Below are 22,066 nucleotides of genomic sequence, written 5' to 3' on the forward strand. Positions count from 1 at the left end.
GTCTACTTTGCCGGGCGGCTTATCAGCAGTGGCCGGCGCCTGAAACTGAGATTCAGCCGCCATGTGAAAGCCCATGCCGAAGCCTTTGGGCAGATCTACCACCGGCTGGCATACGGCTAGCGACGAGGAGCTGGCAAGCCTTGGAGGAATAGGTTTCCGGCAGGAACCCCCTGATATCGCTTGCCCGCGACCCCGGGAAAGACATAGCAAAACGGTTCAGTTGTCAAAAAACAGGGACTACAGGCCAATTTGAGGAGCCGATTTCTTGGGATTCAAGGAGCCGATCCGCCAGGCCCCTCCCACTGGCCCCCAAACCAGCAGATTGAGCAATTCACGTCACGGATTCAGGAGGTCGCTAACCAATTGTCATGCGGGTCGAATTGGATGGAGTATTCGTCTCCCGTCTTGGTGGAAATAATCGCTTTTTTTGTGAGGCCATGTTTACCTTCCTGCACATTGGTGATGTCACCTATGGGAATGGTGAAAAGGATATCGCTGTCATATGGCGTGGAATTCAGTGCATTCGTTAGAGCGCTATTTGAGCCAACAAATGCCAATTGCTTAGATGTAAGAAATGCGTAACCTGCGTTGACATTTAGAGCGCTCTTGATGTGAGTCGCTCTACCTTCAAGGTGAATTTTTTCGTTGTCTTCTGGGGCAAACTTGCTCATTGCTTTCTCCTCTCAGCAAAATATTGCGACTCCGAGCCACACCGTCAAACAGAAATAAGGAGTCTTTCTCTTTCTGTTCAACTCGTTAATCACCTACTTAGGGTGGTATCTAATATTAGATGCCAATGATGCATATAGTATTAGATGCTTTTGCATTTTCGATTGGTCGCTCGGGTATCTATTATTAGATGCTTTCACTTTTTGCCGCTCTTCAGCCCGGCATCCAATATTATATGCCGCTCCAGCTCTTTACCCCTAATCTTGCCTTACCGGATGTACCATAGCTTGGCATCGCGGGCAACGCGCAGTGTCACGCCTGCCTTTCTGCCATTCCTTCCCGATCACACCTTCTCGACCATCCCCCTGAAACTGCTTCCCATACCTTCAGGAAAACCAAAACCGCTGCGGCAGTCCATCCACTGCCACACGCGGCTTCTCATATTCCCTTCACGGCTCTTCTCCATCGCTCCCACCAGGCTACTGCACACGAACAGTAAAACCCTCTATATACCAATTTTCGTGCCAAAATTTATTTTAAATAATTCAGGCCAGTTAACCAGTGACGATGTGCCAGGTGTAACAAAATGTGATGTCACAAAGTGTTACACTTACGCCGCTAAGGGCTTGTACATAGCGGATGTGCAGTCAACTGTAACAAAATGTTGCAGCGAGGGGGTGATCAAGGAATTGATGTCGGACTGTCGGGGAGAATTTGATTTTTAAGATTTTATCACTGCAAGAAGTTTGTCCGCCTCAGCAAAAACAGCATCCATATCAACTCCGACGCCTGCTTCAATTTCCTTCTCCCCTCGGGCAAGCAAGCGCAGAATTTCCAATTCATGCTGTGTATGCTTTACCATACAACGGCCTCTCCTCTTGTAACCGATGACCTCGTGAGGCAACAGACTTAATATTTTCTCCAACGGGTTTTCATGCCTTCGTCGCGTAGCGACAGAATGCCTGTAGCCGGGGAATTTATTCCCCGGTTATTTCGGCAACATGCCACTCCCGTCACGTACGTGACGTAGAGATATATTGGCAACAGATCCGGGGGATGAATCCCCCGGCTACATGCGAGCGCCCCTAACGGGGCTTCAAATCCGTGCAGCAATCCTCTGACCGGACAACGCTCACATGTTCCGAGCGCTACAGTGGGGCTTCCCGCCAATCGAAATCATCACAGCCGGCCGGAACGGAGGATGGCGATCACCCAGTAGAGGCCGATGACGCCGGCGATGGTGTAGCCGAGGAAGGCGAAGGCCGGGAAGCCGAGCATGATCGGCCCCTTGTTGGTCTGCATGACGATGGAGGAGCCGACGATCAGGGCGGCGATGATCAGGCTGAAGGAGAGACGGTTGATGGACTTGTCCAGTTCCTTGATGAACTGGTCCAGGCCGCGGTGCTCCAGGTCGATCTTGAACTTGTTCCGGTTGATCCGGTTCAGGATCTCCTTGATGTCCCGCGGCAGGTTCCTGGCCAGGTTGAGGTAGCCCAGCAGGTGGCTGCTCAGATCGCCCAGCATCTGGCGCGGCGACATCCTATCCTTGATCGCTCCCTCGATAAACGGCCGCAAATGCTGGATCATGTCGAACTCGGGGTCGAGGTTCCGCCCCATCCCCTCCACCGTTACCAGCGACTTTGCCAGCAGCATCAGGTCCGGCTGGAACTTGATGTGGTAGACAGTCATGATCTCCAGGAATTCCGCCAGCATCCGCCCCACCTCGATCTCCTGGAGCGGCAGTTCGTAGTAGCTGTCGATGAATTCCGAGAGGTCCCGGCGCAACCCCCGGGTGTTGAGGCTGTCGGCGATTTCGCCGGAATAGAGCAGGAGTGAGATCACCTCGTCCACGTCCCTGCGGATGATGGCCAGCAGGATGTCGGTCAGGTAGCTCTTCAGGTGGTTGTCCAGGCGGCCCACCATGCCGTAGTCCAGGAGGCAGATGACGTTGCCGGGCATGATCAGGACATTGCCGGGGTGGGGATCGCCATGGAAGAAGCCGTGGTTGAGCACCATCTTGAGGAACATGTCCGAGCCGCGCTTGGCGATGACCCGCCGGTCGAGGCCGGCCTTTTCCAGGGCCGCGAGGTCCGAGACCTTGATGCCGTCGATGTACTCCATGGTCAGCACCGCCTTGGAGGTGTGCGACCAGTAGACCTTGGGGAAGTAGAGGTGCTGCTCCCCCTTGAAGTTGGCGGCGAACTTCTCGATGGTCCGCCCCTCGCGGGAGAAGTCCATCTCCCGCCGGATCGTCCGGGAAAACTCCCGCACCAGCCCGACCGGGTCGTAGATCTCGCTGTTGGGGATGTGCCGTTCCGCCAGCACGGCAATGACCATCAGGGCATCGATGTCCGTTTCCACCTGCTCGACGATGCGGGGGCGCCTCACCTTGACCACCACCGTTTCGCCCGTCTTCAGCTTGGCCCGGTGCACCTGGGCGATGGAGGCGGCGGCGATGGAGACCAGGTTGAACGTGGCAAAGAGTTCCTCGATCGGGGTGCCGAACTCGGCGAGGATCTGTTCCTGCACCTCTTCGTAGGTGAAGGGGGGGACCATGTCCTGCAGCTTTGCGAACTCGTCGACGAAGTTCTGGGGGATCACGTCCGGACGGGTGGAGAGGATCTGCCCCAGCTTGACGAAGGTGGGGCCGAGTTCTTCGAGGGCCAGGCGCATCCGCTCCGCCGGTCCCTTGTTGGTGATGGCGGGGGTGGAGCGGCGGAAGAGGCGCCGCCCCCTGGCCACGAACTCGGAGAGGTTCAGGTACTCAAGCAGGTTGTCGAAACCGTACTTGAACAGTACCCGGATGATCTGCCGGTAGCGCCTGATGCTCCGGATGTTGCGATTAAGCTGGATCAGGTTCACCGGCGGACCTTCAGGCGCTTTCGGACAGACGGCGCTCCAGCGCCTCGACGCGCTTCAGAAGCTGCTCGTATTCGTCACGGGGGACCACGCCGACCCGTTCCATGACCCTTTTCACTTCCAGCTCTGCCGCTTCGGCGATCTTTTCCCGGCTGTCCTTGGCAAAGCCCTGCAGCTTGTCCAGGAACGTTTTCCCCTCTTCCTCGCTCAGCTTGTACTTGTCCTTCAGCTCGGTGATCAGCTCTTCGGCTTTCTTCTGGGAGAGGGCGACCGCCCCCAGGCCGGTCAGGAAGGCCTTTTCGATGAGTTCCAGCATGCGCTCCTCCTTGATGGATGTCGGTACTGGCATTAACAGTAACAGGGAATGGCGAAAAGACAACAAGGGGGCGGGTGGATGGGAGTTTTATCAAGCCTTTTAGGCACTCAGATTGCTCAAAAATAGTCAGATCGTCGCACCCACAGCAAGCTTCGAGGGAGGCGTAGCAGCGCTACGTCGCACTGAGGAGCTTGCGAGGACGGCGGCGAGATGGCTGGTTTTCAGCAATCGCCTAACGCCGGAAGAGCCAGAGCAGGAGGGAGAGGACGACGGAGATGAGGATGCTGGTGGCCAGCGGGAAGTAGAAGGTGAAGTTGTCCTTCTTGATGAAGATGTCGCCGGGCAGCCTGCCGAGCCAGGGGATTCGACCGGCCAGGGTGAGGAGGAGGCCGATGGCGGCGATGACGAGACCGATGATGATGAGCGACTTGCCGAGGCCGGGCATTTGGTGATTCTCCCTGAATGGTGAGTGAGGCATGGAGGGCCGGTGGAGCAAACTACCCGCGATTCCCGCGGCCGAAGGGCAACAATCGCTGCTGTCGTGTGAGGTCAGCCACAGACCTTTCATGTACCTCAAAAGCCAAATCGCGGGTGGTGAGCGGAAGCGGCCCTCCATGCCTCACGAAGTCACGTATTCGCTACTTGCCGCCGAGATACCGTTCCTTCTCGCTGTAGATGCAGCCGCAGTACTGCTGGCGGTAGAGCCCCAGCTCCTTGGAGAGGCGAATCCCCTCCTGCCAGCCCCGGCGGTAGTCGTCGTAGTGAAAGGCGACGCCGTGGCGGGCCGCGGCCTGTTCGCCGAGGCGCCTGATGTCGTCGTGTTTCTGGTACCGGCTGTAGAGCAGGGTCGAGGAAAAGGCGTCGCAGCCGAGCTCCGCAGCCTTGGCTGCCACCGCCTCCAGCCGCGAGAAGTAGCAGTAGCCGCACCGTTCGGCCGGCGTCCCGGCAACGGACCTCAGGAACTCCTCAAGGTTGTACTCGTCCCGGACGATGAGCGCCAGGCCGGCCTTGTCGGCATATTCCCGGACAGTCTCCAGGCGGCGGCAATACTCCTGGTACGGGTGGATGTTGTGGTTGTAGAAAAAGGCGGTCACATCAAAGCCCGCTGCCCGGAGGGCATTCACCGGGTAGATGGCGCAGGGGCCGCAGCAGACGTGGAGGAGTATCTTCATACGGTCTCTTTTGTGTTCGGAATGCGTAACCTTACCGCGTAACCGGCGGGAAAACAACCGCTTTGTCAGCCAGGGAGTGCCTCTTTTGCCAGGCGGACCGTGATCTTCCGCTGGGAGGCGAACGCCTGACGGGTGAGGGTTTCCAGGGCCGCGACCAGAGACGGGATGTCCCTCGGGAGATGGATCAGCAGGTAGTCGATCACATCGGCCGGGAGGACGATCTGCCTATCCTCGGCCAGCTTTTTCATGATCATCCGCCGGGAGTCGTCGTCGGAGATGTCGACCCGCGCCACGAGCCCCCAGAGGAGGCGGGAGATCAGGTGGCCGTCCAGGGCGGTCAGCTCCTTGGGGGGGACCAGGCCGGTGACCACGATCTTCCGGCCGGCGGAGTAGAAATCGTTGAAGAGCTGCCAGACTTCGGCCTGCAGGTGCGGGTCGGCAGGCAGCCGGTGAATGTCGTCCAGGAGCAGGGCCGGCGCATCCCGGAACTGTGCGGCCAGGGCCGAGGCCCGCTCCGGTCCTTCGTCCTGACCGTAGAGCCGTTCCAGGTTGCCACAGGAGACGGCCGGGAACTCCTGCTCTCCTGCCAACTGCTGGCCCACCGCCATCAGCAGGTGGGTCTTGCCGGCGCCTGCCGGACCGTACAGGTAGAGGAGGTTTTCCGACTCGGCCGGGTCGGCGACCTTGCGGGCGAACTGAAAGGCGGTCCGGTTGCCGGGGCAGACCACGAAGTTGGCGAAGCGGTAGCGGGGATTGAAGGGGAAGTCGAAGGTCAGCTGCATGGGCTCAGAAAAGGTTCCCCTGGAGTGAGGGGGGAGCGATCCGGTTGAAGTGCCGGTACGCGGCAACAGTGGCCATCCGGCCGCGGGGGGTGCGGTTCAGGAACCCCTGCTGGATCAGGAACGGTTCGATGACGTCTTCGATGGTGTCGCTCTCCTCGCAGACCGCGGCCGCCAGGGTGTCAAGCCCGACCGGCCCGCCGCCGAACTTGTCGATGATAGTGAGCAGGATGGCGCGGTCCATGTTGTCGAACCCCATTTCATCCACTTCCAGGAGCTTCAGCGATTCCTGCACCACCTTCATGGTGATGGTGCCGTCGCCCAGCACCTGGGCGAAGTCGCGGACCCGGCGCAGGAGCCGATTGGCAATGCGCGGCGTGCTGCGGCTCCGCCGGGCGAGTTCCAGGGCCGCGTCCCCGGCAATGGCGATCCCGAGAATCCTCGCCGAACGGGAGATGATAAAGGCCAGTTCCTCGTCGGTGTAGAACTCCAACCGGGAGATAACGCCAAAGCGGTCCCTGAGAGGCGAGGAGAGGAGCCCTGCCCGGGTGGTCGCCCCCACCAGGGTGAAGCGGGGGATGTCCAGCTTGATCGTCCGGGCGCTCGGCCCCTGGCCGATGATGATGTCCAGCTGGAAGTCCTCCATGGCCGGGTAGAGGATCTCTTCCACGATATGGGAGAGGCGGTGGATCTCGTCGATGAACAGCACGTCGTGCGGTTCCAGGTTGGTCAGGATGGCAGCCAGGTCGCCGGGGCGCTCGATCACCGGCCCGGAGGTGGATTTGATGTTGACCCCCATCTCGCAGGCAATGATGTTGGCCAGGGTCGTCTTGCCCAGCCCCGGCGGGCCGTAGAGAAGGACATGGTCCAGTGCCTCGCCCCGTTTCCGGGCTGCGTCGATAAACACCCGCAGGTTCCCCTTGGCCTTCTCCTGGCCGACGTAGTCGTTCAGGGAGCGGGGGCGCAGCGTCGATTCGATCAGGATGTCGTCGTCGGTGGTCTGTGGCGCGATGAGTCTGCTCATGGTGTTCTGGTCTGGCTCTTGAAAGATGTCACACGGTATACCAGATGGGGGCAAAGGTCAAATTCTAAGCTACAGCCGCAGGGCTATCTTCTGCTGCCAACGCTCCTCTTCCGGGCGGAAGGGGGACGTCCGGTTCCGGCCGGCGTTTTTGGCCTGGTACAGGGCAACGTCAGCGGCGTGGATCAGGGCATGGGCCGTGGTGCCGTCGTCCGGGAACGATGCGATGCCGATGCTTGCCGTGAGCCGGCCCCCCGGCAACATCTCTTCTCCTTTGAACGGCTCACGTTCAATCCCGTGGTGTATCCGTTCCGCAACGAACATCGCCTCCTCCTTGGAGGTGCCGGGTAGCAGGATGAAGAACTCTTCGCCGCCATAACGCGTGACCACGTCCATCTCCCGCACGCAGGAGCGGAGGATACGGGCGGTCTTCTTCAGGGCCGTGTCTCCATCCACGTGACCGCAGGTATCGTTGTAGCACTTGAAGTGGTCGAGATCGAGCATCATGACGGTCATTGGCTGGTCCTGGCGCCTGCAGCGGTTGAGTTCCTCGTGCATCCGCTTTTCCAGGTAGCGTCGGTTGTAGAGCTCGGTCAGCGGGTCGGTGATCGAGAGCTGCTCAAGGAGCTCCGTTCTGGTCATCTGGCGGGAGCGATGGATGATGGCTGCGGCGTGGCTGGTGAGCGTGGAGAGGATGTCCAGATCCTCCTTGACGAAAATCCGGTTGTCCCGCTTGTCCGAAAGGTTCAGGACCCCGAAGACATTGCCCTTGAAGGCGAGCGGCACGCTGATGAACGATTTGGTCCGGAACCGGGGGCGATTGGTGGGCGCAACCCGGCCATCCCGCTCGATATCGTTCACCAGGAGCGGTTGGCCGCTGGCGGCGACCCGGCCGGCGATCCCTTCGCCCACGCGGAGCGGCAGGCTCCTGGCAATGGTGAGCCCCATGCGGAGGGCCGCCTCAATCCTCATGGCGACCCGTTCCTCGTCCAGCAGCATAATCGAGCCGCAGGTGGCGTCAAGGAGCTCGGCAGCCATCCGCAGGAGGGCATCAAGGAGTTCCTCCATGCTGTCCAGCAGGGCCAGTTCGCTGATCATGGCCATGAGGCGCTCCGACACCTCTCTTCTGTCGGTAAGTTCTTCCTCGCGCCGGAGCTGTCTGAGCCGAGCCGTGAGACGGTCGGCAAGAAGCTCCGCCAAGAGCTCCTCACCGTTGCGGAACTCCTTGGCGAGACAGAGCGCGATCCGTTGCCCGGTCCCTTCGCCGAAACAGATAGCGGTTCCCGCTGCTGCGGGGTGGTCGGGAAGGAGCAGGTTCAACTGCGCGGCGGAAAGCTGGGAAACCTTCTTCTGGTCGCGGAGGAGATGTTCCACTTTGGCGGCGGGGAGTATCGTTTCCGCCACGGGGGCACCCCAGGCGGTGCGGAGCGCATATTCCCGGCCACCGGGGAGCGGCTCCAGTATCGCCAGCGACGGGACGTCGAAAAGTATCCCCATGGCCTCGATAAAGGTGCTCAGGGCCTGCTCGGGGCCTGGTGCGTCGTCCAGGGCTGCAGCCACCGTGACGATCGCCTGCAACTCCACCTGTGGGGCCGGGGCGGGGACGGCCTTGGCTTTCTTCGGTTGAGTGTTGATCAGGTCGAAGGCTATGCCGGCGGCAGTGCGTACTTGCTCTTCCGTGAGTACCGGCAGCCTGGAGATGCGTTGCAGAATCTGATAGGAATCCCCGGCATTCTGACGGGAAAGCTCTTCCAGGTAGGAGAGGTTGATGGTACGGAGTCGGACCCCCTTGCCGGTGAGGAACCATCCGGGTCGTGGCAACGGGATGGCAAAGCCGAGCAGGCCGAGGACGCAGTGGAACACGATGGGAGCCAGCTCCGGATGGAGGTCGCTGCGGCGCATGGCCGTCACCTTGCACGGACGACGACAGCCAAACCCTTGGCCTAGCGGATCGCACAGCTTGGTAAGCTTGGGCGGGAGGCCCGGTCGCAGCGACGGCTGGATGTGAATGGCCAGACTGAAGCCCGCCAGGTGCGGGTGCTCCCTGAGGGTGCCAAGTGTGGCCTGGTAATAGGCGTCTGGTGCCAACGAAGCCTTCATGGCCTCTCCCAATCCGTTGCCGTTTAAGCGGCTCCGCCGACGGTTATACCATCAATGAGCAGGGTCGGCTGGGCATCGGCTACCGGCACCCCCTGACCATCCTTGCCGCAGGTGCCGATGCCGAACCCCAGGTCGGTACCGACCATGGAGATCTTCTTCAGGACCTCGGGACCGTTGCCGGTCATGGTCGCCCCCCGGACCGGCTCACCCAGCTGGCCGTTTTCGATCAGATACCCTTCCGACACCTCGAACATGAAGTCGCCGGTAACGGTATTCACCTGTCCGCCCCCCATCTTCCTGACGAACAGGCCGGAGGCGACAGACCTGACGATCTCTTCCGGCGGTGTGCTCCCCGGGGTGATGAGGGTGTTGGTCATCCGGACGATCGGCTTGGCGTGGTACGATTCCCGCCGGCCGTTGCCGGTGGAGGCGCAGCCGTCCTTCATGGCGGTGAGGCGGTCGTACAGGTATCCCTTGAGGATGCCGTTTTCCACCAGCACCGTTTTCTGTCCCGCCACCCCCTCGCTGTCGAAAGGGAACGAGCCGCGGGCGTAGGGGATCGTGGCATCGTCAATCACCGTCACCAGCGGCGAGGCCACCTGTTCGCCGACCTTGCCCCGATAAACCGATACGCCGCTCTGGACCAGGTCCGCCTCCAGGCCGTGGCCGACCGCTTCATGTACCATGGTGCCGCCCGCCTCCGAGGAGAGCACCACCGGCATCAGACCGCCCGGTGCCTTGCGGGCCGAGAGCATCATGACCGCCCGCCGTGCCGCGGCAAGGGCGATCTCTTCGGGGCTCTTCTCGTTGAAGAGATCGAACCCGCGGCAGCCGCCCAGGGTCTCGTAGCCGGTCTGGATGACATCGTTGTCAGCGGCCACCACCTGGGCGACGAAGAGTGTGCCGGTCCGCTCGCTTTCGGTGAATTCGCCGAAAGAGTTGGCCGTCTGGATACGGGCGACTCCGTCCCGGTACACCGACATCACCTGCCTGACCCTGGCATCAAGCCCCCGCGCGGCCTGATCGGCCCGGCTGACCTGGGCTACCTTGTCCAGCAGGGGTACCGTTGAGGGAGGGATGGCGATCGGCATGGCAACGCCGGTCTGCCTGGTCCCCATGGCGATGGGGGAGGTGAAGGCGTTTCCCTGTACCGCGCTGCTCACGGTTCTTGCCAGATCAAGGAGCGATACCTCGGTCACCTCGTTGGTGTAGGCGTAGGCGGTGCGCAGATCCGAGATCACCCGGATACCCACCCCCCGGTCGGTGGTCGCCAGGACCTTCTCGATCTTGCCGTCTTCGCAGCTGATGAGGGTGGCGGTCCCTTCCTCGAAATAGATGTCGGCAAACTCGCCGCCGCCGGCCAATGCCTGGCGGAGTATCCGGCCGATGTCAAAGGTGTCGAGCATGGGTTGTGGCTCCTTACCGTGTCGGGAGTGGTGGGAACAGCTCGGTGAGGCTGATCTCGCCTCTGAGCGCCTCGACCAGGCCCGCCATGTCGTCGCTGAAGCCGGACGGCACGGTCAACTGGACGATCCCGGCCTTGTTGTCGAAGGTGCTGAGGGTCGACATCCCCTCGTACGCCTCCAGGATGAACTTGAGGAAGACCATCTCCCGTCGGTCGACCTGGAAGTAGCGCGTTAATGAAGTATAGCCGGTTTCGTTGTCGTGCATACTTAAAATCGATTCGGGGCTCAGGCCCAGTCGCCCTGCACGGCCACGTTGCCGGCCCGGCCGGGAAGTTCTCCCATGGTCAGCGTGCAGGCCGGCGCATCCTTGCCGAATTCCGCCACCGCCTCGCCCAGGGTAACGAACCGTACTCCCCGGCTGGTAAGCCTTTCCAGAAGGGTTGTGAAGGTGTCGGCCATGGCCCACCCTTCCAGTTCGGCGTGGATGGTGTGGACATTCAACCCCGGTTGCACTCGGGACAGGTACAGGTCGTTGATGGTGGCGGCTGTGATGCCGTTCTCCCCCAGCAGTTCGTCCATGGTCGGCCAGGTGGTGGGGATCTGCAGGGTGGTGAACCGGCGCCCCCCCATCACCGGGTAGAACGGAACGGTGCCCCGGCTGTCACTGCAGAAGCCGAGCCCCATGGCATCCTGTATCTCCAGCGAGTCGGGGGAGGCGGTCCATCCCGGGGCGGCAGTGGTGGTTGCCCGGCAACCGAAGATCTCCTGAAACAGGGCGCTCGCCTTGCCCAGTTCCATGGCCGTGACCGCTTTGGGGAGCCAGGGGAGGTAGTCATGCCACTTGACATGGTCCCAGCAGTGGATGCCGACCTCGTGCCCCAGTTCCGCGGTCCGGCGCAGGATCTGGGGAAAGGCGGACGCTATCTGGGGGGCCGGCAGAAGGGTGCCGTAGAGGAGCGTCTTCGGGCCGTAGATGGAGGGCGCCCTGGTGCGGAGCATCTTCCTGAGGAATCCCTTCCTAGTGAAGATGCGCCGGATCGCCTTCCCCGAGTTGTCGGGCCCCATGGAGAAGTAGAAGGTGGCCCTGATACCGAACCTGTCCAGAAGCTCCAGCAGGCGCGGCACGCCGTCACGGGTGCCGGCGTAGGTGTCGACGTCGATTTTCAGGGCAATGGTTGGCTGGGTCATATAAATCCGTAGCGCCCTGGGCGGGGTTCCCCCGCCCCTACAGCAGGTGCTCGATCTTTTCCTTTTCTTCCACCAGGTAGAAGTCCAGGGTCTTGCGCAGGGCGTCGTCGATACTGGTGGTCGGTTCCCATCCCAGCCGTTCCTTGGCGTTCTTCACCGAAGGCACCCTGGTCAGCATGTCCTGGTACCCCTTACCGTAGAAGGTGCCGGAGGTCACCTCGATGATCTTGCAGTTGTCGGCCCTTTCCTTGTAGTCCGGATACTCCCGGACCAGGGCAAGGAGCTTTTCGGCCAGTTCCCTGACGGAGAGGTCGTTGGTCGGGTTGCCGATGTTGAAGATGCCGCTGTCCGCTACGCCGTTCTCGTTGGCGATGATCCGCATCAGGCAGTCGATGCCGTCCTCCACGAAGGTGAAGGAGCGGCGCTGGCTGCCGCCGTCCACCAGTTGGATCGGTTCGCCGGCCAGGATGTTGTAGAGGAACTGGGTGAGGACCCGGGAGCTTCCTTCCTTGGCTGTGCTGATGCTGTCCAGCTTGGGGCCGATCCAGTTGAAGGGGCGGAACAGGGTGTAGCGCAAGCCCTCATGGGCGCCGTAGGCGTAGATGACCCGGTCCAGCATCTGCTTGGCGCAGGAGTAGATCCAGCGCTCCTTGTTGATGGGCCCCAGCATGAGCGGCGAGCTCTCCTCGTCGAACTCACGGTCCGGGCTCATGCCGTAGACCTCGGAGGTGGAGGGGAAGATGACCCGTTTCTTGTACTTGACGCACTGACGGATGATTTTCAGGTTTTCTTCGAAGTCGAGCTCGAAGACGCGGAGCGGGTCCTTCACGTAGGTGACCGGCGTGGCGATGGCCACCAGCGGCAGCACCACGTCGCATTTCTTGATGTTGTACTCGATCCACTCCTTGTTGATGGTGATGTCCCCTTCCAGGAAGTGGAAGCGGGGATCGCCCAGGGAGCGCTCCAGCTTGTCGCAGGCCATGTCCAGGCCAAAGACTTCCCAGTCGGTGGTGGTGAGGATGCGGTGGGTGAGGGCGTTACCGATGAAACCGTTGACGCCTAGAATTAGTACTTTCATGTAACGTTCTCCTTGTTACGGCTTCGACGACGGGCAGTCAGGGTCGGAGGTTCGAGGTACGAGGAATGAGAATTTACTCCCTAAGAGCCCTCGCGCCCCGTTCCTCGTTCCTTTGAAGGCGCCGTTCACAAAGCCGCTTGGTTGTTATCTGCGTTTATCCGCGTTCATCTGCGGTTGTAAGTTGTCCAAATTCCCTGCCAATGGTTTCATGAAAAGCGGGCCGCTTCCAGATGTATCCGCTCGACGAATGCGGCCGCCGAGATCTCTTCGCCGGCCTCTTCCTGCAATGACCTGATCTCCAGCAGCCCCTCGCCGGTTCCCACCTGCAGCGGGGTCGTGGCAACGACCCGGCCCGGTTCGCCGCGTCCCTCGACCGGCCAGGCCTGCCAGATGATCACCTTGTGCCCGTCCAGGTGGGTGAAGGCGCCGGGATAGGGGTGGGTGACGCCGCGGATCAGGTTGTAGATCTGCACGGCGCTCCTTTTCCAGTCGATGAGGCCGTCCGCCGGCTTCCGGCCGCGGCAGTAGTTCCCGGCCGAAAGGTCCAGGGGGAGGCGCTTTGCTGTGCCGGCGACAAGCATTGCCCAGGAGCGGCCAATGACCGTCACGGCCGCCTCGGTCACCTTGGTGAAGACGTCAAAAGCGGTATCGGTGAAGTCGATGGCCACCTTTTCCCGGTCGACGATGTCGCCGGCATCCGGTTTCTCCACCATGTAGTGCAGGGTGGCCCCGGTCTCGGTCTCGCCGTTGATCACGGCCCAGTTGACCGGCACCCTTCCCCGGTATCGGGGGAGGTAGGAGCCATGCAGGTTGAGGGCACCCTTGCTCGCCAACTCCAGCACTGCCGGCTTGATCATGTTCCGGTAGTAGAAGGAGAGGAGGAACTCCGGGGCGATCTCCTTGAGGCGGGCCATGTTCTCCGGTTCGTTGATGTCGCTGGTGAGGTAGGGGATGCCGTGCGTTTCCGCCAGTTCCCGCACCGACTGGAACCAGATCTCCTCGGTCGGCGAATCCTCGTGGGTGAAGATCAGCCGGATGTCGGCCCCCTGGCGGAGCAGTTCCTCCAGGCAGCGGTAACCGACGTTGTGATAGGCGCAGACGACGACCTTGTCACTCATTGTTGACTCCATGTACCTTGCGCACCACGTAGCGCGGCCGTCTCCTGACCTCCTGGTAGATCCTGCCCACATACTCGCCGACGATGCCGATGCCGAAGATGGTGATCCCCATGAAGAAGAAGAGGATGGCGAAGAGGGTGAATACTCCCTCTACCTCGGCACCGACGATGAAGCGGCGCACCAGAAGGAATATGGCGAAGGCCACGGCAAAGAGGGAGGTGAGCACCCCCATGAGTGCGAAGAGCTGGAGCGGCACCACGGAAAAGCCGGTCATCAGGTCGAAGTTGAGGCGGATCAGCTTGTACAGGGAATACTTGCTCTCCCCCTCGGACCGCTCCGCATGGGCAACCGGTACCTCGGACGGGGAGGCGGCAAAGGTCTGGGCCAGGGCCGGTATGAAGGTGGTGGTCTCCTGGCAGCGGTTGATGTTGTCCACCACGTTGCGCCGGTATGCCCGCAGCATGCAGCCGTAATCGCTCATCTTCATGCCGGTCATCTTGCGGGTGATGATGTTGACCATCATCGAGGCTGTCTTGCGGAAAAAGGTGTCCTGCCTTTTTTGGCGGATGCTCCCCACCACGTCGTGGCCCCGCTCCATTTCCGCCACCAGCTTGGGGATCTCTTCGGGCGGGTTCTGCAGGTCGGCGTCCAGGGTGATGACGATCTCGCCGCGGCTGACCTCGAAGGCGGCCATGATGGCCATATGCTGGCCGAAGTTGCCGTTGAACTCCACCACCCGCACCTCCGGATGACGGGCCGCCAGCTCGGTCAGGATGGCCAGGGAGCTATCCCGGCTGCCGTCGTCGGTGAAGATGATCTCGAACGGTTTGGCCATCTGCTGCATGACCGGGTAGAGGCGGTCAAAGAGGCTGGCCAGGTTGCCTTCCTCGTTGTAGACCGGGATGACGATGGAGATGTAGGGGGTCATTTCCGGTGCCTCGCGATTACGTCTTTCACCGCTGCCACCACGTCCTGCGCGTCATCCATGGTCATCTTCGGGAACAGGGGAAGCGACAGTATCCGGTCGGAGGCGTAGTCGGCATTGGGGAGTGAGCCCGGGACAACCGGCAGATTCTCCCTGTACCAGGCGTGATGGTGGATCGCCTTGTAGTGGAGACCGCTGCCGATGTTCAGTTGCTTCAGTTCGGTCATGAACTGGTCCCGGTCGATGGTGAGCCGCTCGATCCGCACCAGCGGCGTATAGAGGTGCCAGGCATGGCGCTGCTCGTAGGGCGCCAGGGCGGGGAGGGCCAGTTCGGCCACATCGGCGAACGTCTGGTTGTAGAATTCGGCGATGGCGGTCCGTTTGGCGATGAAACCGTCCAGCTTTGGCAGCTGGTGAATGCCCAGCGCCGCCTGGATGTCCATCATGTTGTACTTGAAGCCGGGGAGCATGATGTCGTAGTTGGGGGTGCCGCTGGCGGCGAAGCGCTTCCATGCCTCCCGGCTCATGCCGTGAAACTTGAGGAGCGAGATCTCTTCGGCCAGGGACTCGTCCTTGGTGCAGACCATCCCCCCTTCGCCGGTGGTGATGTTCTTGTTGGGGTGGAAGGAGAAGATGGAGATGGTGGGGAGCGAGCCGATGCGGCGCCCCTTGTATTCGGTACCGGCTGCGTGGGCCGCGTCCTCGATGATGGTGAGACCGAACTCCCCGGCCAGGGCGAGAAGCGGGTCCATGTCGCATGCCTGGCCGGCAAAGTGGACCGGGATGACGGCCCTGGTCCGCGGAGTGACCTTTTCGCGAACCTTTGCCACATCGATGTTCAGGGTACCCGGTTCGATGTCCACCAGAACCGGCGTGCCGCCGCAGAGGATGATCATGCTGACCGTGGAGGCAAAGGTCATGGGGGTGGTGATGATCTCGTCACCCGGCTTGATGTTCAGGGCCAGGAGCGTCAGGTGCTCGCCGGCCGTGGCCGAGCTGAGGGGGACGGCAAAGGGGGCTCCCACGTAACTCTTGAATGCCTCCTCGAACCGCTTGACCTTGGGGCCGGTGGTGATCCAGCCGGACCTGAGGGAGTCGACAACCTCGTTGATTTCGTCGTCGTCAATGGTTGGGGTGGAAAAGGGGAGAAAATCTTTGCGCACCGGCTGACCTCCTATTCTAATAAACGACTTTTATCGCACAAAAGGTATGCAATGACAATATGTTTACACAATCAGGCTGCACGGCCGGGCTGAAAAACGGCCGCGGAGGCGGAGCCATTCAGGGCGCCAGCTACCGGTTGGTGACCAGGATGCGCCGCGGACTTTCATCGATTACGCGGACAGAGGCCTTGACGGCACTGGCGAGAGCCTCCTTTTCCGCACGATTCATCAGGGCAAATACCCGTCGTTCCCCGTCCCACAGGCGGGAGAACGCAGCATTGTCGATGAACCAGGCCGATTGATCACCCTGCTGGCTGCCGAATTCCAGTTCTCCCATGCCGCCGACCACGATGGTCCGGCGTTTGGCATAGAAGGGGAGCCCCTGGTCGTAGCCGAAGGAGGCTACTATGTCGTCGGGCCGGGCCAGTTCCTTCACCTTCAGGGCAAGCGGCTTGATGGTCCGTCGTGCGGCGATCCGGCTGTACACGAAGTGGGGGGCAACGACCGCGAACAGGCCGGAGCAGACCGTCAGCACCAGAAAGAGGCGGAGCGGGTTCCGTTGCCGCAGTGCCATGCAGACGCCGGCCGTTTCCACGAGAAAAATGCTGCCGCTGATGATGCCGCCGGTCAGCCCCAGGTCGTCCTTGGCTGCCACCAGCGGGTAGATGGGAAAGCCGATGCCGAGGATCAGGAGGATGATCCCCAGGGTGACCGCGTACCCCTTGAGCGAACCGAGTCCCTCTTCAACGGCCTTTTGCCAGCGCCAGGCGATCAGCAGGGCCAGGGGAGGGAAGATGGGGAGGATGTAGGGCACCAGTTTGGAGTTGGATTTGGAAAAGAAGGCGAAGATCAGCAGTGCCCAGATCGCCAGGTAGGTCAGGGGATCGCCCTGGTTGCTGCGTCGGTCGCGCCAGGCCCGGCGCAACGCCTCGGGGATGAAAAAGGACCAGGGGAGCATGGTGCCCAAGAGCACGGGCAGAAAAAACCAGACAGGCTGGTAACGGTGATGCACCTTGGTCAGAAACCGCTCGAAATGCTCGTGGATGAAGAAAAACCGCGGAAACTCCGGATTGTGGAGCGAGACCAGGATGAACCAGGGAGCGGCGATCACCAGGAACAGGATGGTGCCGCTGCACAGGCGCATCTCGGCCAGGAGTCGCCAGCGCTTGCGAAACAGCAGGAACAGGAAGATGATGCCGCCGGGAAAAACGATGCCGATCAGCCCCTTGGCCAGCACGGCCAAGGCCGCAGCGGCGTATCCCAGGTAGTAGTAGAGCCTTTTTCCCGGCCCCTCGTCCCGGATACCGAGCAGAAAGCTCCCCAGGCAGAGGGTCAGGCAGAAGGTGAGGGTCATGTCGGTGATATTGATCCGTGACTGAACCAGGAAGCCGCCGGAACTGCCGATGATCAGGGCAGCCAGAAGCCCAACCCGGCGTTCAAAAAGCTGGCGCCCCAGCCAGTAGGTAAAGAGGACGGTCAAAAGTCCGCAGAGGGTGCCGGCGAAGCGGGCCGCAAATTCGTTTTGGCCGAAGAGTGAGAAGGAGAGGGCGTTCAACCAGTAGTGGAGTGGCGGTTTCTCGAAGTACTTGACGTAGTTCAGCAGGGGGGTGACAAAGTCGCCCCGTTCCAGCATCTCCCGCGGAATCTCGCTGTAACGCCCCTCGTCCGGTTCGATCAGGGGGCAGCGGCCGAGGAGCTGGAAAAAGGCAAAGCCAAAGACAATGGTCAAGGCGGTCAGGTCGCGTCGGGCAGAGGCGGTACGGTCGGTGAGAAAGGAAATAAGTGCGTTCATGGTCATCCAGTCGAGTAGTGTATTCGTTGGTCGGGGCACGCCATCACGGCGCGATACGCCCCCCTATCCGGTCAGACAATGATCCGGGCATAATTCGTTTCCGTCGTGATCTCCACGGGCGAGTCGCCCCAGTCGTCGCCGTCGGCCTGAATCGGCTTTACCCCCTCCAGGCGCAACCAGTCGGTACTGAGCCGGACAATGCCGTCGCCGGCCGGAGCCCGGCCGCGGGCCAGACCAACGGCAAACCCCAGGTAGGCTAGCCTGGAGCTGTAGCGTACTGCCACCAGTTCCAGGGTCGGCAAAAAAATGCTTGCCGCCGGGGCCAGCGGGAACGTACCGCCATAGCGGGCCGTGTTGCAGGCGAAGAGCGAGTGGCAGGTGAAGCTTCCCCCGCGGGTGGTGACGGTCAGCTCATTCGTCTCCCAGGCGCGAACCTGACGCCAGGCGGCGAGGGCATAGGCCCCCTTGCCGAAGAGACGTTTCTGCCGTGGGGAGACGCCGCGCACCACATGGCCGTCAAGGCCGACCCCGGTCATCAGGAAAAAGCGGCTGGAGCGCTCCCCGGCACGGAGCAGTCCGGCGGTGAAGGGACTGGCCTCCCCGGCAATGATCCGCGCCACGGCCTGCTCCGGCCGGTAGAGCCCCAGTTCCAGGGCCAGCACATTTGCCGTCCCGAGCGGCAGGATGGCGCAGGTGGCGTTGTTGCCGGCCAGGCCGTTCAGCACGGCATTGATCGTGCCGTCGCCGCCGGCGGCGATGACCAGGGGGGCATCCGGAGGGCGGCTCACCGTCCTGGCCAGGTCGGTCAGTTCCGCAAAGTCGGCGCCGTACGACTGTTCAACGGCCATGCCTCCTGCGCAGAGCTGTTCGCTCAGCCGGTGCAGGCGCTGATCCGAAAAACTCCCGGCGCCGCGGTTGGCGATAATGACGCATTGTCTCTTCATCTTCATTCCGGTTCAGCGTTGTTCGGAAATTGCTGCATAGCTTTGAAGCCCCGTTAGGGGCGCTCGCATGTAGCCGGGGGATTCATCCCCCGGATGTGTTACCGATATATCTACTCTCGTCACGTACGTGACGGGAGTGGCATTTTGCCAAGATGACCGGGGAATAAATTCCCCGGCTACAGTCATTCAGTCCCTATGGGACGTAGGCAAGAATCTAACCGGGCACTGCTGATCCCGATTGGTTCTGCCATCTGCAGGTTAGCGCTAATCGATAACCTGCAGGCACTGTTCCCCGCGGCGCAATAGGTCGAGCGGAGCTGCCGTCGCCGGCAGCCGCATCCTGACCAGTTGGTTGGGGTTGGCGGCCTGAAGCGGCGTGCCGTCCGCCCCCTCCAGGCCACCCAGCGGAAACCGGGCCGCCTTCATCTGCGGGCCGATCAGTTCCAGGGTCTCGCCGACGGCCAGCCGGTTGCGGACCCCGACCAGGGCACTGCCGTCGGCTTCGATCTCCTCCACCACGCCGACCACGTCGTGGCTCCTTATGTAGCGGGAATGATACTCCTGGGCCACGTCTCTCGGCTGGTCCAGCAGGAAGCCGGTCGTGTACCCCCGGTGGCTGATCTTGCAGAGCTCCTCCAGCCACTCGGGCCGGAACCGGTAGGCGCCTCCCTCGTCCCGCAGCCGGTCCAGGGCCTCCCGGTAGACCCGGATCACCGATGCCACATAATGGATACCTTTCATCCGCCCCTCGATCTTCAGTGACGAGACGCCGGCCGCGGCCAGCTCAGGCAGGTATTCGACGAGGCAGAGGTCCCGGGAGTTGAAGATGAAACTGCCTGCCGTGTCCTCCTCGATCGGGAAGTATTCCCCCGGTCGGGTTTCCTCCACCAGGGCGTAGCGCCAGCGGCAGGGGTGGGCGCACTCGCCGCGATTGGCGTCCCGGCCGGCCATGATGCTGGAGAGCAGGCAGCGGCCCGAGTAGGAGATGCACATGGCACCGTGAACGAAGACCTCGACTTCCAGACCTGCATGGGTTGCGGTCTCCCGGATCTCCTCCAGGGAGAGCTCCCGTGCCAGGTTGACCCGGGTGACCCCCTGTCGCTGCCAGAAGCGGGCGCTGCGCCAGTTGACGCTGTTCGCCTGGGTGGAGAGGTGAATCTCCCGCTCCGGGCTGACCTCGCGGATCAGGTCGATGACGCCGGGGTCGGCGGCGATGTAGGCATCAAAGGGGATGGCGGCCACCTCTGCCAGGTACTCGGCCAGGGGGGCGAAGTCGTTGTTGCGCAGGTAGCTGTTGATTGTCAGGTAGACCTTCACCCCGTGCCGGTGGGCGTGGTCAACCCCTTCGGCCATCTCCGCCGGTGTGAAGTTGTCGGCCTGGTTGCGCAGGCCGAAGGCCTTGCCTCCCAGGTAGATTGCATCGGCACCGTACCTGACGGCAATGCGCAGCTTCTCCGGATTTCCCGCCGGGGCGAGGAGTTCAGGTATGGTCATGGATCGATTCGTCTTCCAAAATGAAATGTGTGCACGGCGGGCGGGCAGTTGCCGGGAAAGTGCGGTGAATCCTAGCACATTCTTCCACCCTTGAAAAGCCTTACGGAGCGGCTTTCCTCTTGACAATCGGCGTGAAGCAGCTTTAATTGTGCCAGTAATCCAACTGGTTCGGAGGTTCGATGTTCGGAACAAAGTCTCTTGTTGTGGCTGTGGGGCTGCTGTCCCTCGGCGGGTGCGCCTCCAGCGACATTATGGTGCAGAAGCAGACCGCCATGGATTCTCGTCTGGAGCAGCTTGCCCAGGCGACGACGGCGCTGGTTTCCCAGGTGCAGCGGCTGACCGATGAGCAAAAGGGGAGCGGCGAGCGGTTGGCGGCGCTGGACAAGGAGGTCTCTTCCCTGCGCGGTGGCTATGACGAGCTCAGGCGGCAGCAGGCCGAACTGGCCGCCAAGACGGCGCAGACCGCCGCACTGGTGCCGGTTGATGCCGCCAGGATCGAGGTCGTGAACCGGGAAGCGGGAGCGGACGAGCATGACCGTACGGCCCAGGATGGCTACATGAAGGCCTTCGGGCTCTTCAGCGCCAACAATTACGAGGCTGCGGCCGCGGCCTTTGTTTCGTTCATCGCGGTCCATCCGCAGAGCGAGTATGTGGCCAATGCCCACTTCTGGCTCGGAGAGTGCTACGTCGCCCTGCACCGTTATCCCCGGGCGATCGAGGCGTTCCGGACCGTGGTTGAGCGCTTCCCGAAAGGGCAGAAAGCGCCGGACGCCCTGCTCAGGATCGGCCTGGTCCACGACGCGGCAAAGGAGCCGGCCAAGGCCCATGCTGCCTTCCGGGAGGTCGTGGAAAAGTTTCCGGCCAGTGACGCGGCCACCAGGGCGCGCGAACTTCTCCTGGGGAAGAATTAAAGAAACAAGTGGCTTTCGCCGACAAATGACGGAAATGCGCAGCACGCGGGGAGGGGGCATGGTGAGAACGAAGCTGGTCACATTGACGACGGCACTGCTGCTGGGGGTGGGCACTCTCTGCGGCGCATCCTTTGCCCAGGAAGAGCCGACCATTTACGTCATCAAGCAGGGGGATACCCTGTGGGGGCTGTCCGAACAGTTCATGAAGGACCCGTACACATGGCCGAACCTCTGGGCACGGAACAAGGAGGGGATCACCAACCCCCACCTGATCTTCCTGGGCCAAAAGCTCAGGATCTTTGCCGACCGGGTAGAGATTGTCGACGAGAGAGAGTCACTCGCGGCCAAGCCCGGCACGCAACCGGCAAAAGAGCAGGACCTCAACCGGGAAGCGTCGGTTGAGCGGCTTTTCACCGTTACCGGTGGTGAGGGGTTCCTCCAGGAGGACGGCTTCAAGCCGGCCGGTCACATCATCTCGACCTTCCAGAACCGGGAGATCGTCGGTGAGGACGATATCGTCTACATCGATATTGGCAAGGGGCACGGCGCCAAGATTGGCAACCGGTACGCCATCTATCGCAAGCTGGCGCCGGTGAGCCATCCCGTCACCAACCAGATCCTCGGCGTGCGGGTCATTCCACTCGGGTTCCTGCAGCTGACCCAGGTGGAGCCGGATGTCTCCAAGGCGATCATCACGCGCTCGTTTCAGGAAATCAGTGCCGGGTCGTTCATCATGCCCTACAAGGACAAGCGGCGGGAGGTGGCTCTCAAGGCCGCGACCCGCGATCTGACCGGCTACATCGTGGAGAGCAGGACCGGCAACAAGGCGCTGTCGGCCGGTGACGTGGTCTATCTCGACCTGGGAAAACGGCATGGCCTGGCGGAAGGCAACATGCTCTACGTGACCCGCGACATCCAGCCCGACCCGAAGTTTGTGACCGGCCCCATCGACAAGCTCCCGGCCGACGTGGTTGGAGCGCTGGTGGTGGTGGAGACGGGCGAGCGGACGGCAACGGCCCTGATCGTCAAGAGTATCGATACCATCTACCTGGGGGACCGGGTGGAATTGACCAGGAACAAATAAGCTGCGCTCCGCAGCTGAACCCGGACCGGCGCAGGCCGGTCCTTTTT

The 22,066-nt window shown here is 61.7% G+C and carries 21 protein-coding genes; 2 read left to right on the plus strand and 19 right to left on the minus strand.

Features of this window, described 5'->3' with window-relative positions; genetic code table 11:
• Positions 1 to 344: 344 nt before the first annotated feature.
• The 19 genes from JN12_RS18065 to JN12_RS18150 all read right to left on the minus strand — a co-directional run bounded on the left by JN12_RS18065 (position 345) and on the right by JN12_RS18150 (position 20,024).
• Positions 345 to 671: a GRAM domain-containing protein gene (locus tag JN12_RS18065; RefSeq protein ID WP_145025373.1), complete on the minus strand. Its 327-nt coding sequence runs from the start codon at positions 669 to 671 to the stop codon at positions 345 to 347.
• Positions 672 to 1,390: 719 nt separating this feature from the next.
• Positions 1,391 to 1,531: a hypothetical protein gene (locus JN12_RS20580; RefSeq protein WP_170242051.1), complete on the minus strand. Its 141-nt coding sequence runs from the start codon at positions 1,529 to 1,531 to the stop codon at positions 1,391 to 1,393.
• Between the two features lie 317 nt (positions 1,532 to 1,848).
• Complete coding sequence (gene ubiB, locus JN12_RS18070; RefSeq protein WP_145025375.1) at positions 1,849 to 3,531, minus strand: 2-polyprenylphenol 6-hydroxylase; 1,683 nt, start codon at positions 3,529 to 3,531, stop codon at positions 1,849 to 1,851.
• A 10-nt stretch (positions 3,532 to 3,541) separates the two neighbouring features.
• Positions 3,542 to 3,844 (minus strand): phasin family protein, encoded by a 303-nt coding sequence (locus JN12_RS18075; protein ID WP_145025377.1) that lies wholly within the window; start codon positions 3,842 to 3,844, stop codon positions 3,542 to 3,544.
• 232 nt (positions 3,845 to 4,076) lie between these two features.
• Positions 4,077 to 4,289 carry a DUF2905 domain-containing protein gene (locus JN12_RS18080; protein ID WP_145025379.1) on the minus strand — a complete coding sequence of 71 codons (213 nt, stop codon included), beginning with the start codon at positions 4,287 to 4,289 and terminating at the stop codon, positions 4,077 to 4,079.
• A gap of 193 nt (positions 4,290 to 4,482) precedes the next feature.
• A complete protein-coding gene (locus tag JN12_RS18085; protein ID WP_145025381.1) occupies positions 4,483 to 5,016 on the minus strand; it encodes an epoxyqueuosine reductase QueH in 534 nt (177 codons plus the stop codon).
• A 65-nt stretch (positions 5,017 to 5,081) separates the two neighbouring features.
• Positions 5,082 to 5,798: a DnaA/Hda family protein gene (locus JN12_RS18090; RefSeq protein ID WP_145025383.1), complete on the minus strand. Its 717-nt coding sequence runs from the start codon at positions 5,796 to 5,798 to the stop codon at positions 5,082 to 5,084.
• Positions 5,799 to 5,802: 4 nt separating this feature from the next.
• Positions 5,803 to 6,819, minus strand: a complete 1,017-nt coding sequence (gene ruvB, locus JN12_RS18095; RefSeq protein ID WP_145025385.1) for a Holliday junction branch migration DNA helicase RuvB — start codon at positions 6,817 to 6,819, stop codon at positions 5,803 to 5,805.
• 69 nt (positions 6,820 to 6,888) lie between these two features.
• The gene (locus JN12_RS18100; RefSeq protein WP_145025387.1) at positions 6,889 to 8,916 is read right to left on the minus strand and encodes a diguanylate cyclase; all 2,028 of its coding nucleotides are present in this window, start codon (positions 8,914 to 8,916) and stop codon (positions 6,889 to 6,891) included.
• Between the two features lie 23 nt (positions 8,917 to 8,939).
• Positions 8,940 to 10,322: a TldD/PmbA family protein gene (locus tag JN12_RS18105; protein ID WP_145025389.1), complete on the minus strand. Its 1,383-nt coding sequence runs from the start codon at positions 10,320 to 10,322 to the stop codon at positions 8,940 to 8,942.
• A gap of 13 nt (positions 10,323 to 10,335) precedes the next feature.
• Positions 10,336 to 10,587, minus strand: coding sequence for a DUF4911 domain-containing protein (locus JN12_RS18110; protein ID WP_145025391.1), 252 nt, complete (start codon positions 10,585 to 10,587; stop codon positions 10,336 to 10,338).
• 20 nt (positions 10,588 to 10,607) lie between these two features.
• Positions 10,608 to 11,510: a 4-deoxy-4-formamido-L-arabinose-phosphoundecaprenol deformylase gene (locus JN12_RS18115; protein ID WP_145025393.1), complete on the minus strand. Its 903-nt coding sequence runs from the start codon at positions 11,508 to 11,510 to the stop codon at positions 10,608 to 10,610.
• Between the two features lie 37 nt (positions 11,511 to 11,547).
• Positions 11,548 to 12,588 (minus strand): bifunctional UDP-4-keto-pentose/UDP-xylose synthase, encoded by a 1,041-nt coding sequence (locus tag JN12_RS18120; RefSeq protein ID WP_145025395.1) that lies wholly within the window; start codon positions 12,586 to 12,588, stop codon positions 11,548 to 11,550.
• Positions 12,589 to 12,794: 206 nt separating this feature from the next.
• Positions 12,795 to 13,706 carry a formyltransferase gene (locus tag JN12_RS18125; protein WP_145025397.1) on the minus strand — a complete coding sequence of 304 codons (912 nt, stop codon included), beginning with the start codon at positions 13,704 to 13,706 and terminating at the stop codon, positions 12,795 to 12,797.
• Complete coding sequence (locus JN12_RS18130) at positions 13,699 to 14,634, minus strand: glycosyltransferase (protein WP_145025399.1); 936 nt, start codon at positions 14,632 to 14,634, stop codon at positions 13,699 to 13,701. The genes JN12_RS18125 and JN12_RS18130 overlap by 8 nt, the downstream gene beginning before the upstream one ends.
• Positions 14,631 to 15,794: a DegT/DnrJ/EryC1/StrS family aminotransferase gene (locus JN12_RS18135; RefSeq protein WP_145025401.1), complete on the minus strand. Its 1,164-nt coding sequence runs from the start codon at positions 15,792 to 15,794 to the stop codon at positions 14,631 to 14,633. Before JN12_RS18135 ends, JN12_RS18130 begins: the two co-directional genes overlap by 4 nt.
• A 130-nt stretch (positions 15,795 to 15,924) precedes the next feature.
• Positions 15,925 to 17,586: a phospholipid carrier-dependent glycosyltransferase gene (locus tag JN12_RS18140; protein WP_145025403.1), complete on the minus strand. Its 1,662-nt coding sequence runs from the start codon at positions 17,584 to 17,586 to the stop codon at positions 15,925 to 15,927.
• A 71-nt stretch (positions 17,587 to 17,657) separates the two neighbouring features.
• Positions 17,658 to 18,530, minus strand: a complete 873-nt coding sequence (locus JN12_RS18145) for a diacylglycerol/lipid kinase family protein (protein WP_170242053.1) — start codon at positions 18,528 to 18,530, stop codon at positions 17,658 to 17,660.
• 264 nt (positions 18,531 to 18,794) lie between these two features.
• Entirely contained in the window at positions 18,795 to 20,024 is a 1,230-nt protein-coding gene (locus JN12_RS18150; protein WP_145025407.1) for a peptidase U32 family protein, read from the minus strand.
• 179 nt (positions 20,025 to 20,203) lie between these two features.
• Between JN12_RS18150 and ybgF the strand changes: the two genes are divergently transcribed.
• Positions 20,204 to 20,935 carry a tol-pal system protein YbgF gene (ybgF, locus tag JN12_RS18155; RefSeq protein WP_145025409.1) on the plus strand — a complete coding sequence of 244 codons (732 nt, stop codon included), beginning with the start codon at positions 20,204 to 20,206 and terminating at the stop codon, positions 20,933 to 20,935.
• A 58-nt stretch (positions 20,936 to 20,993) separates the two neighbouring features.
• Entirely contained in the window at positions 20,994 to 22,019 is a 1,026-nt protein-coding gene (locus JN12_RS18160) for a LysM peptidoglycan-binding domain-containing protein (RefSeq protein ID WP_145025411.1), read from the plus strand.
• Positions 22,020 to 22,066: the final 47 nt, after the last annotated feature.

This window comes from Geobacter argillaceus (genome assembly GCF_007830735.1).
In the GTDB taxonomy this organism is placed as follows: domain Bacteria; phylum Desulfobacterota; class Desulfuromonadia; order Geobacterales; family DSM-12255; genus Geomobilibacter; species Geomobilibacter argillaceus.

Bases quoted from the DNA above. Each gene is read 5' to 3' on its own strand.
- JN12_RS18065 (WP_145025373.1), bottom strand. From the start codon at position 671: ATGAGCAAGTTTGCCCCAGAAGACAACGAAAAAATTCACCTTGAAGGT.
- JN12_RS20580 (WP_170242051.1), bottom strand. From the start codon at position 1,531: ATGGTAAAGCATACACAGCATGAATTGGAAATTCTGCGCTTGCTTGCC.
- JN12_RS18075 (WP_145025377.1), bottom strand. From the start codon at position 3,844: ATGCTGGAACTCATCGAAAAGGCCTTCCTGACCGGCCTGGGGGCGGTC.
- JN12_RS18080 (WP_145025379.1), bottom strand. From the start codon at position 4,289: ATGCCCGGCCTCGGCAAGTCGCTCATCATCATCGGTCTCGTCATCGCC.
- JN12_RS18085 (WP_145025381.1), bottom strand. From the start codon at position 5,016: ATGAAGATACTCCTCCACGTCTGCTGCGGCCCCTGCGCCATCTACCCG.
- JN12_RS18090 (WP_145025383.1), bottom strand. From the start codon at position 5,798: ATGCAGCTGACCTTCGACTTCCCCTTCAATCCCCGCTACCGCTTCGCC.
- ruvB (WP_145025385.1), bottom strand. From the start codon at position 6,819: ATGAGCAGACTCATCGCGCCACAGACCACCGACGACGACATCCTGATC.
- JN12_RS18100 (WP_145025387.1), bottom strand. From the start codon at position 8,916: ATGAAGGCTTCGTTGGCACCAGACGCCTATTACCAGGCCACACTTGGC.
- JN12_RS18105 (WP_145025389.1), bottom strand. From the start codon at position 10,322: ATGCTCGACACCTTTGACATCGGCCGGATACTCCGCCAGGCATTGGCC.
- JN12_RS18110 (WP_145025391.1), bottom strand. From the start codon at position 10,587: ATGCACGACAACGAAACCGGCTATACTTCATTAACGCGCTACTTCCAG.
- JN12_RS18115 (WP_145025393.1), bottom strand. From the start codon at position 11,510: ATGACCCAGCCAACCATTGCCCTGAAAATCGACGTCGACACCTACGCC.
- JN12_RS18120 (WP_145025395.1), bottom strand. From the start codon at position 12,588: ATGAAAGTACTAATTCTAGGCGTCAACGGTTTCATCGGTAACGCCCTC.
- JN12_RS18125 (WP_145025397.1), bottom strand. From the start codon at position 13,706: ATGAGTGACAAGGTCGTCGTCTGCGCCTATCACAACGTCGGTTACCGC.
- JN12_RS18130 (WP_145025399.1), bottom strand. From the start codon at position 14,634: ATGACCCCCTACATCTCCATCGTCATCCCGGTCTACAACGAGGAAGGC.
- JN12_RS18140 (WP_145025403.1), bottom strand. From the start codon at position 17,586: ATGAACGCACTTATTTCCTTTCTCACCGACCGTACCGCCTCTGCCCGA.
- JN12_RS18145 (WP_170242053.1), bottom strand. From the start codon at position 18,530: ATGAAGAGACAATGCGTCATTATCGCCAACCGCGGCGCCGGGAGTTTT.
- JN12_RS18150 (WP_145025407.1), bottom strand. From the start codon at position 20,024: ATGACCATACCTGAACTCCTCGCCCCGGCGGGAAATCCGGAGAAGCTG.
- ybgF (WP_145025409.1), top strand. From the start codon at position 20,204: ATGTTCGGAACAAAGTCTCTTGTTGTGGCTGTGGGGCTGCTGTCCCTC.
- JN12_RS18160 (WP_145025411.1), top strand. From the start codon at position 20,994: ATGGTGAGAACGAAGCTGGTCACATTGACGACGGCACTGCTGCTGGGG.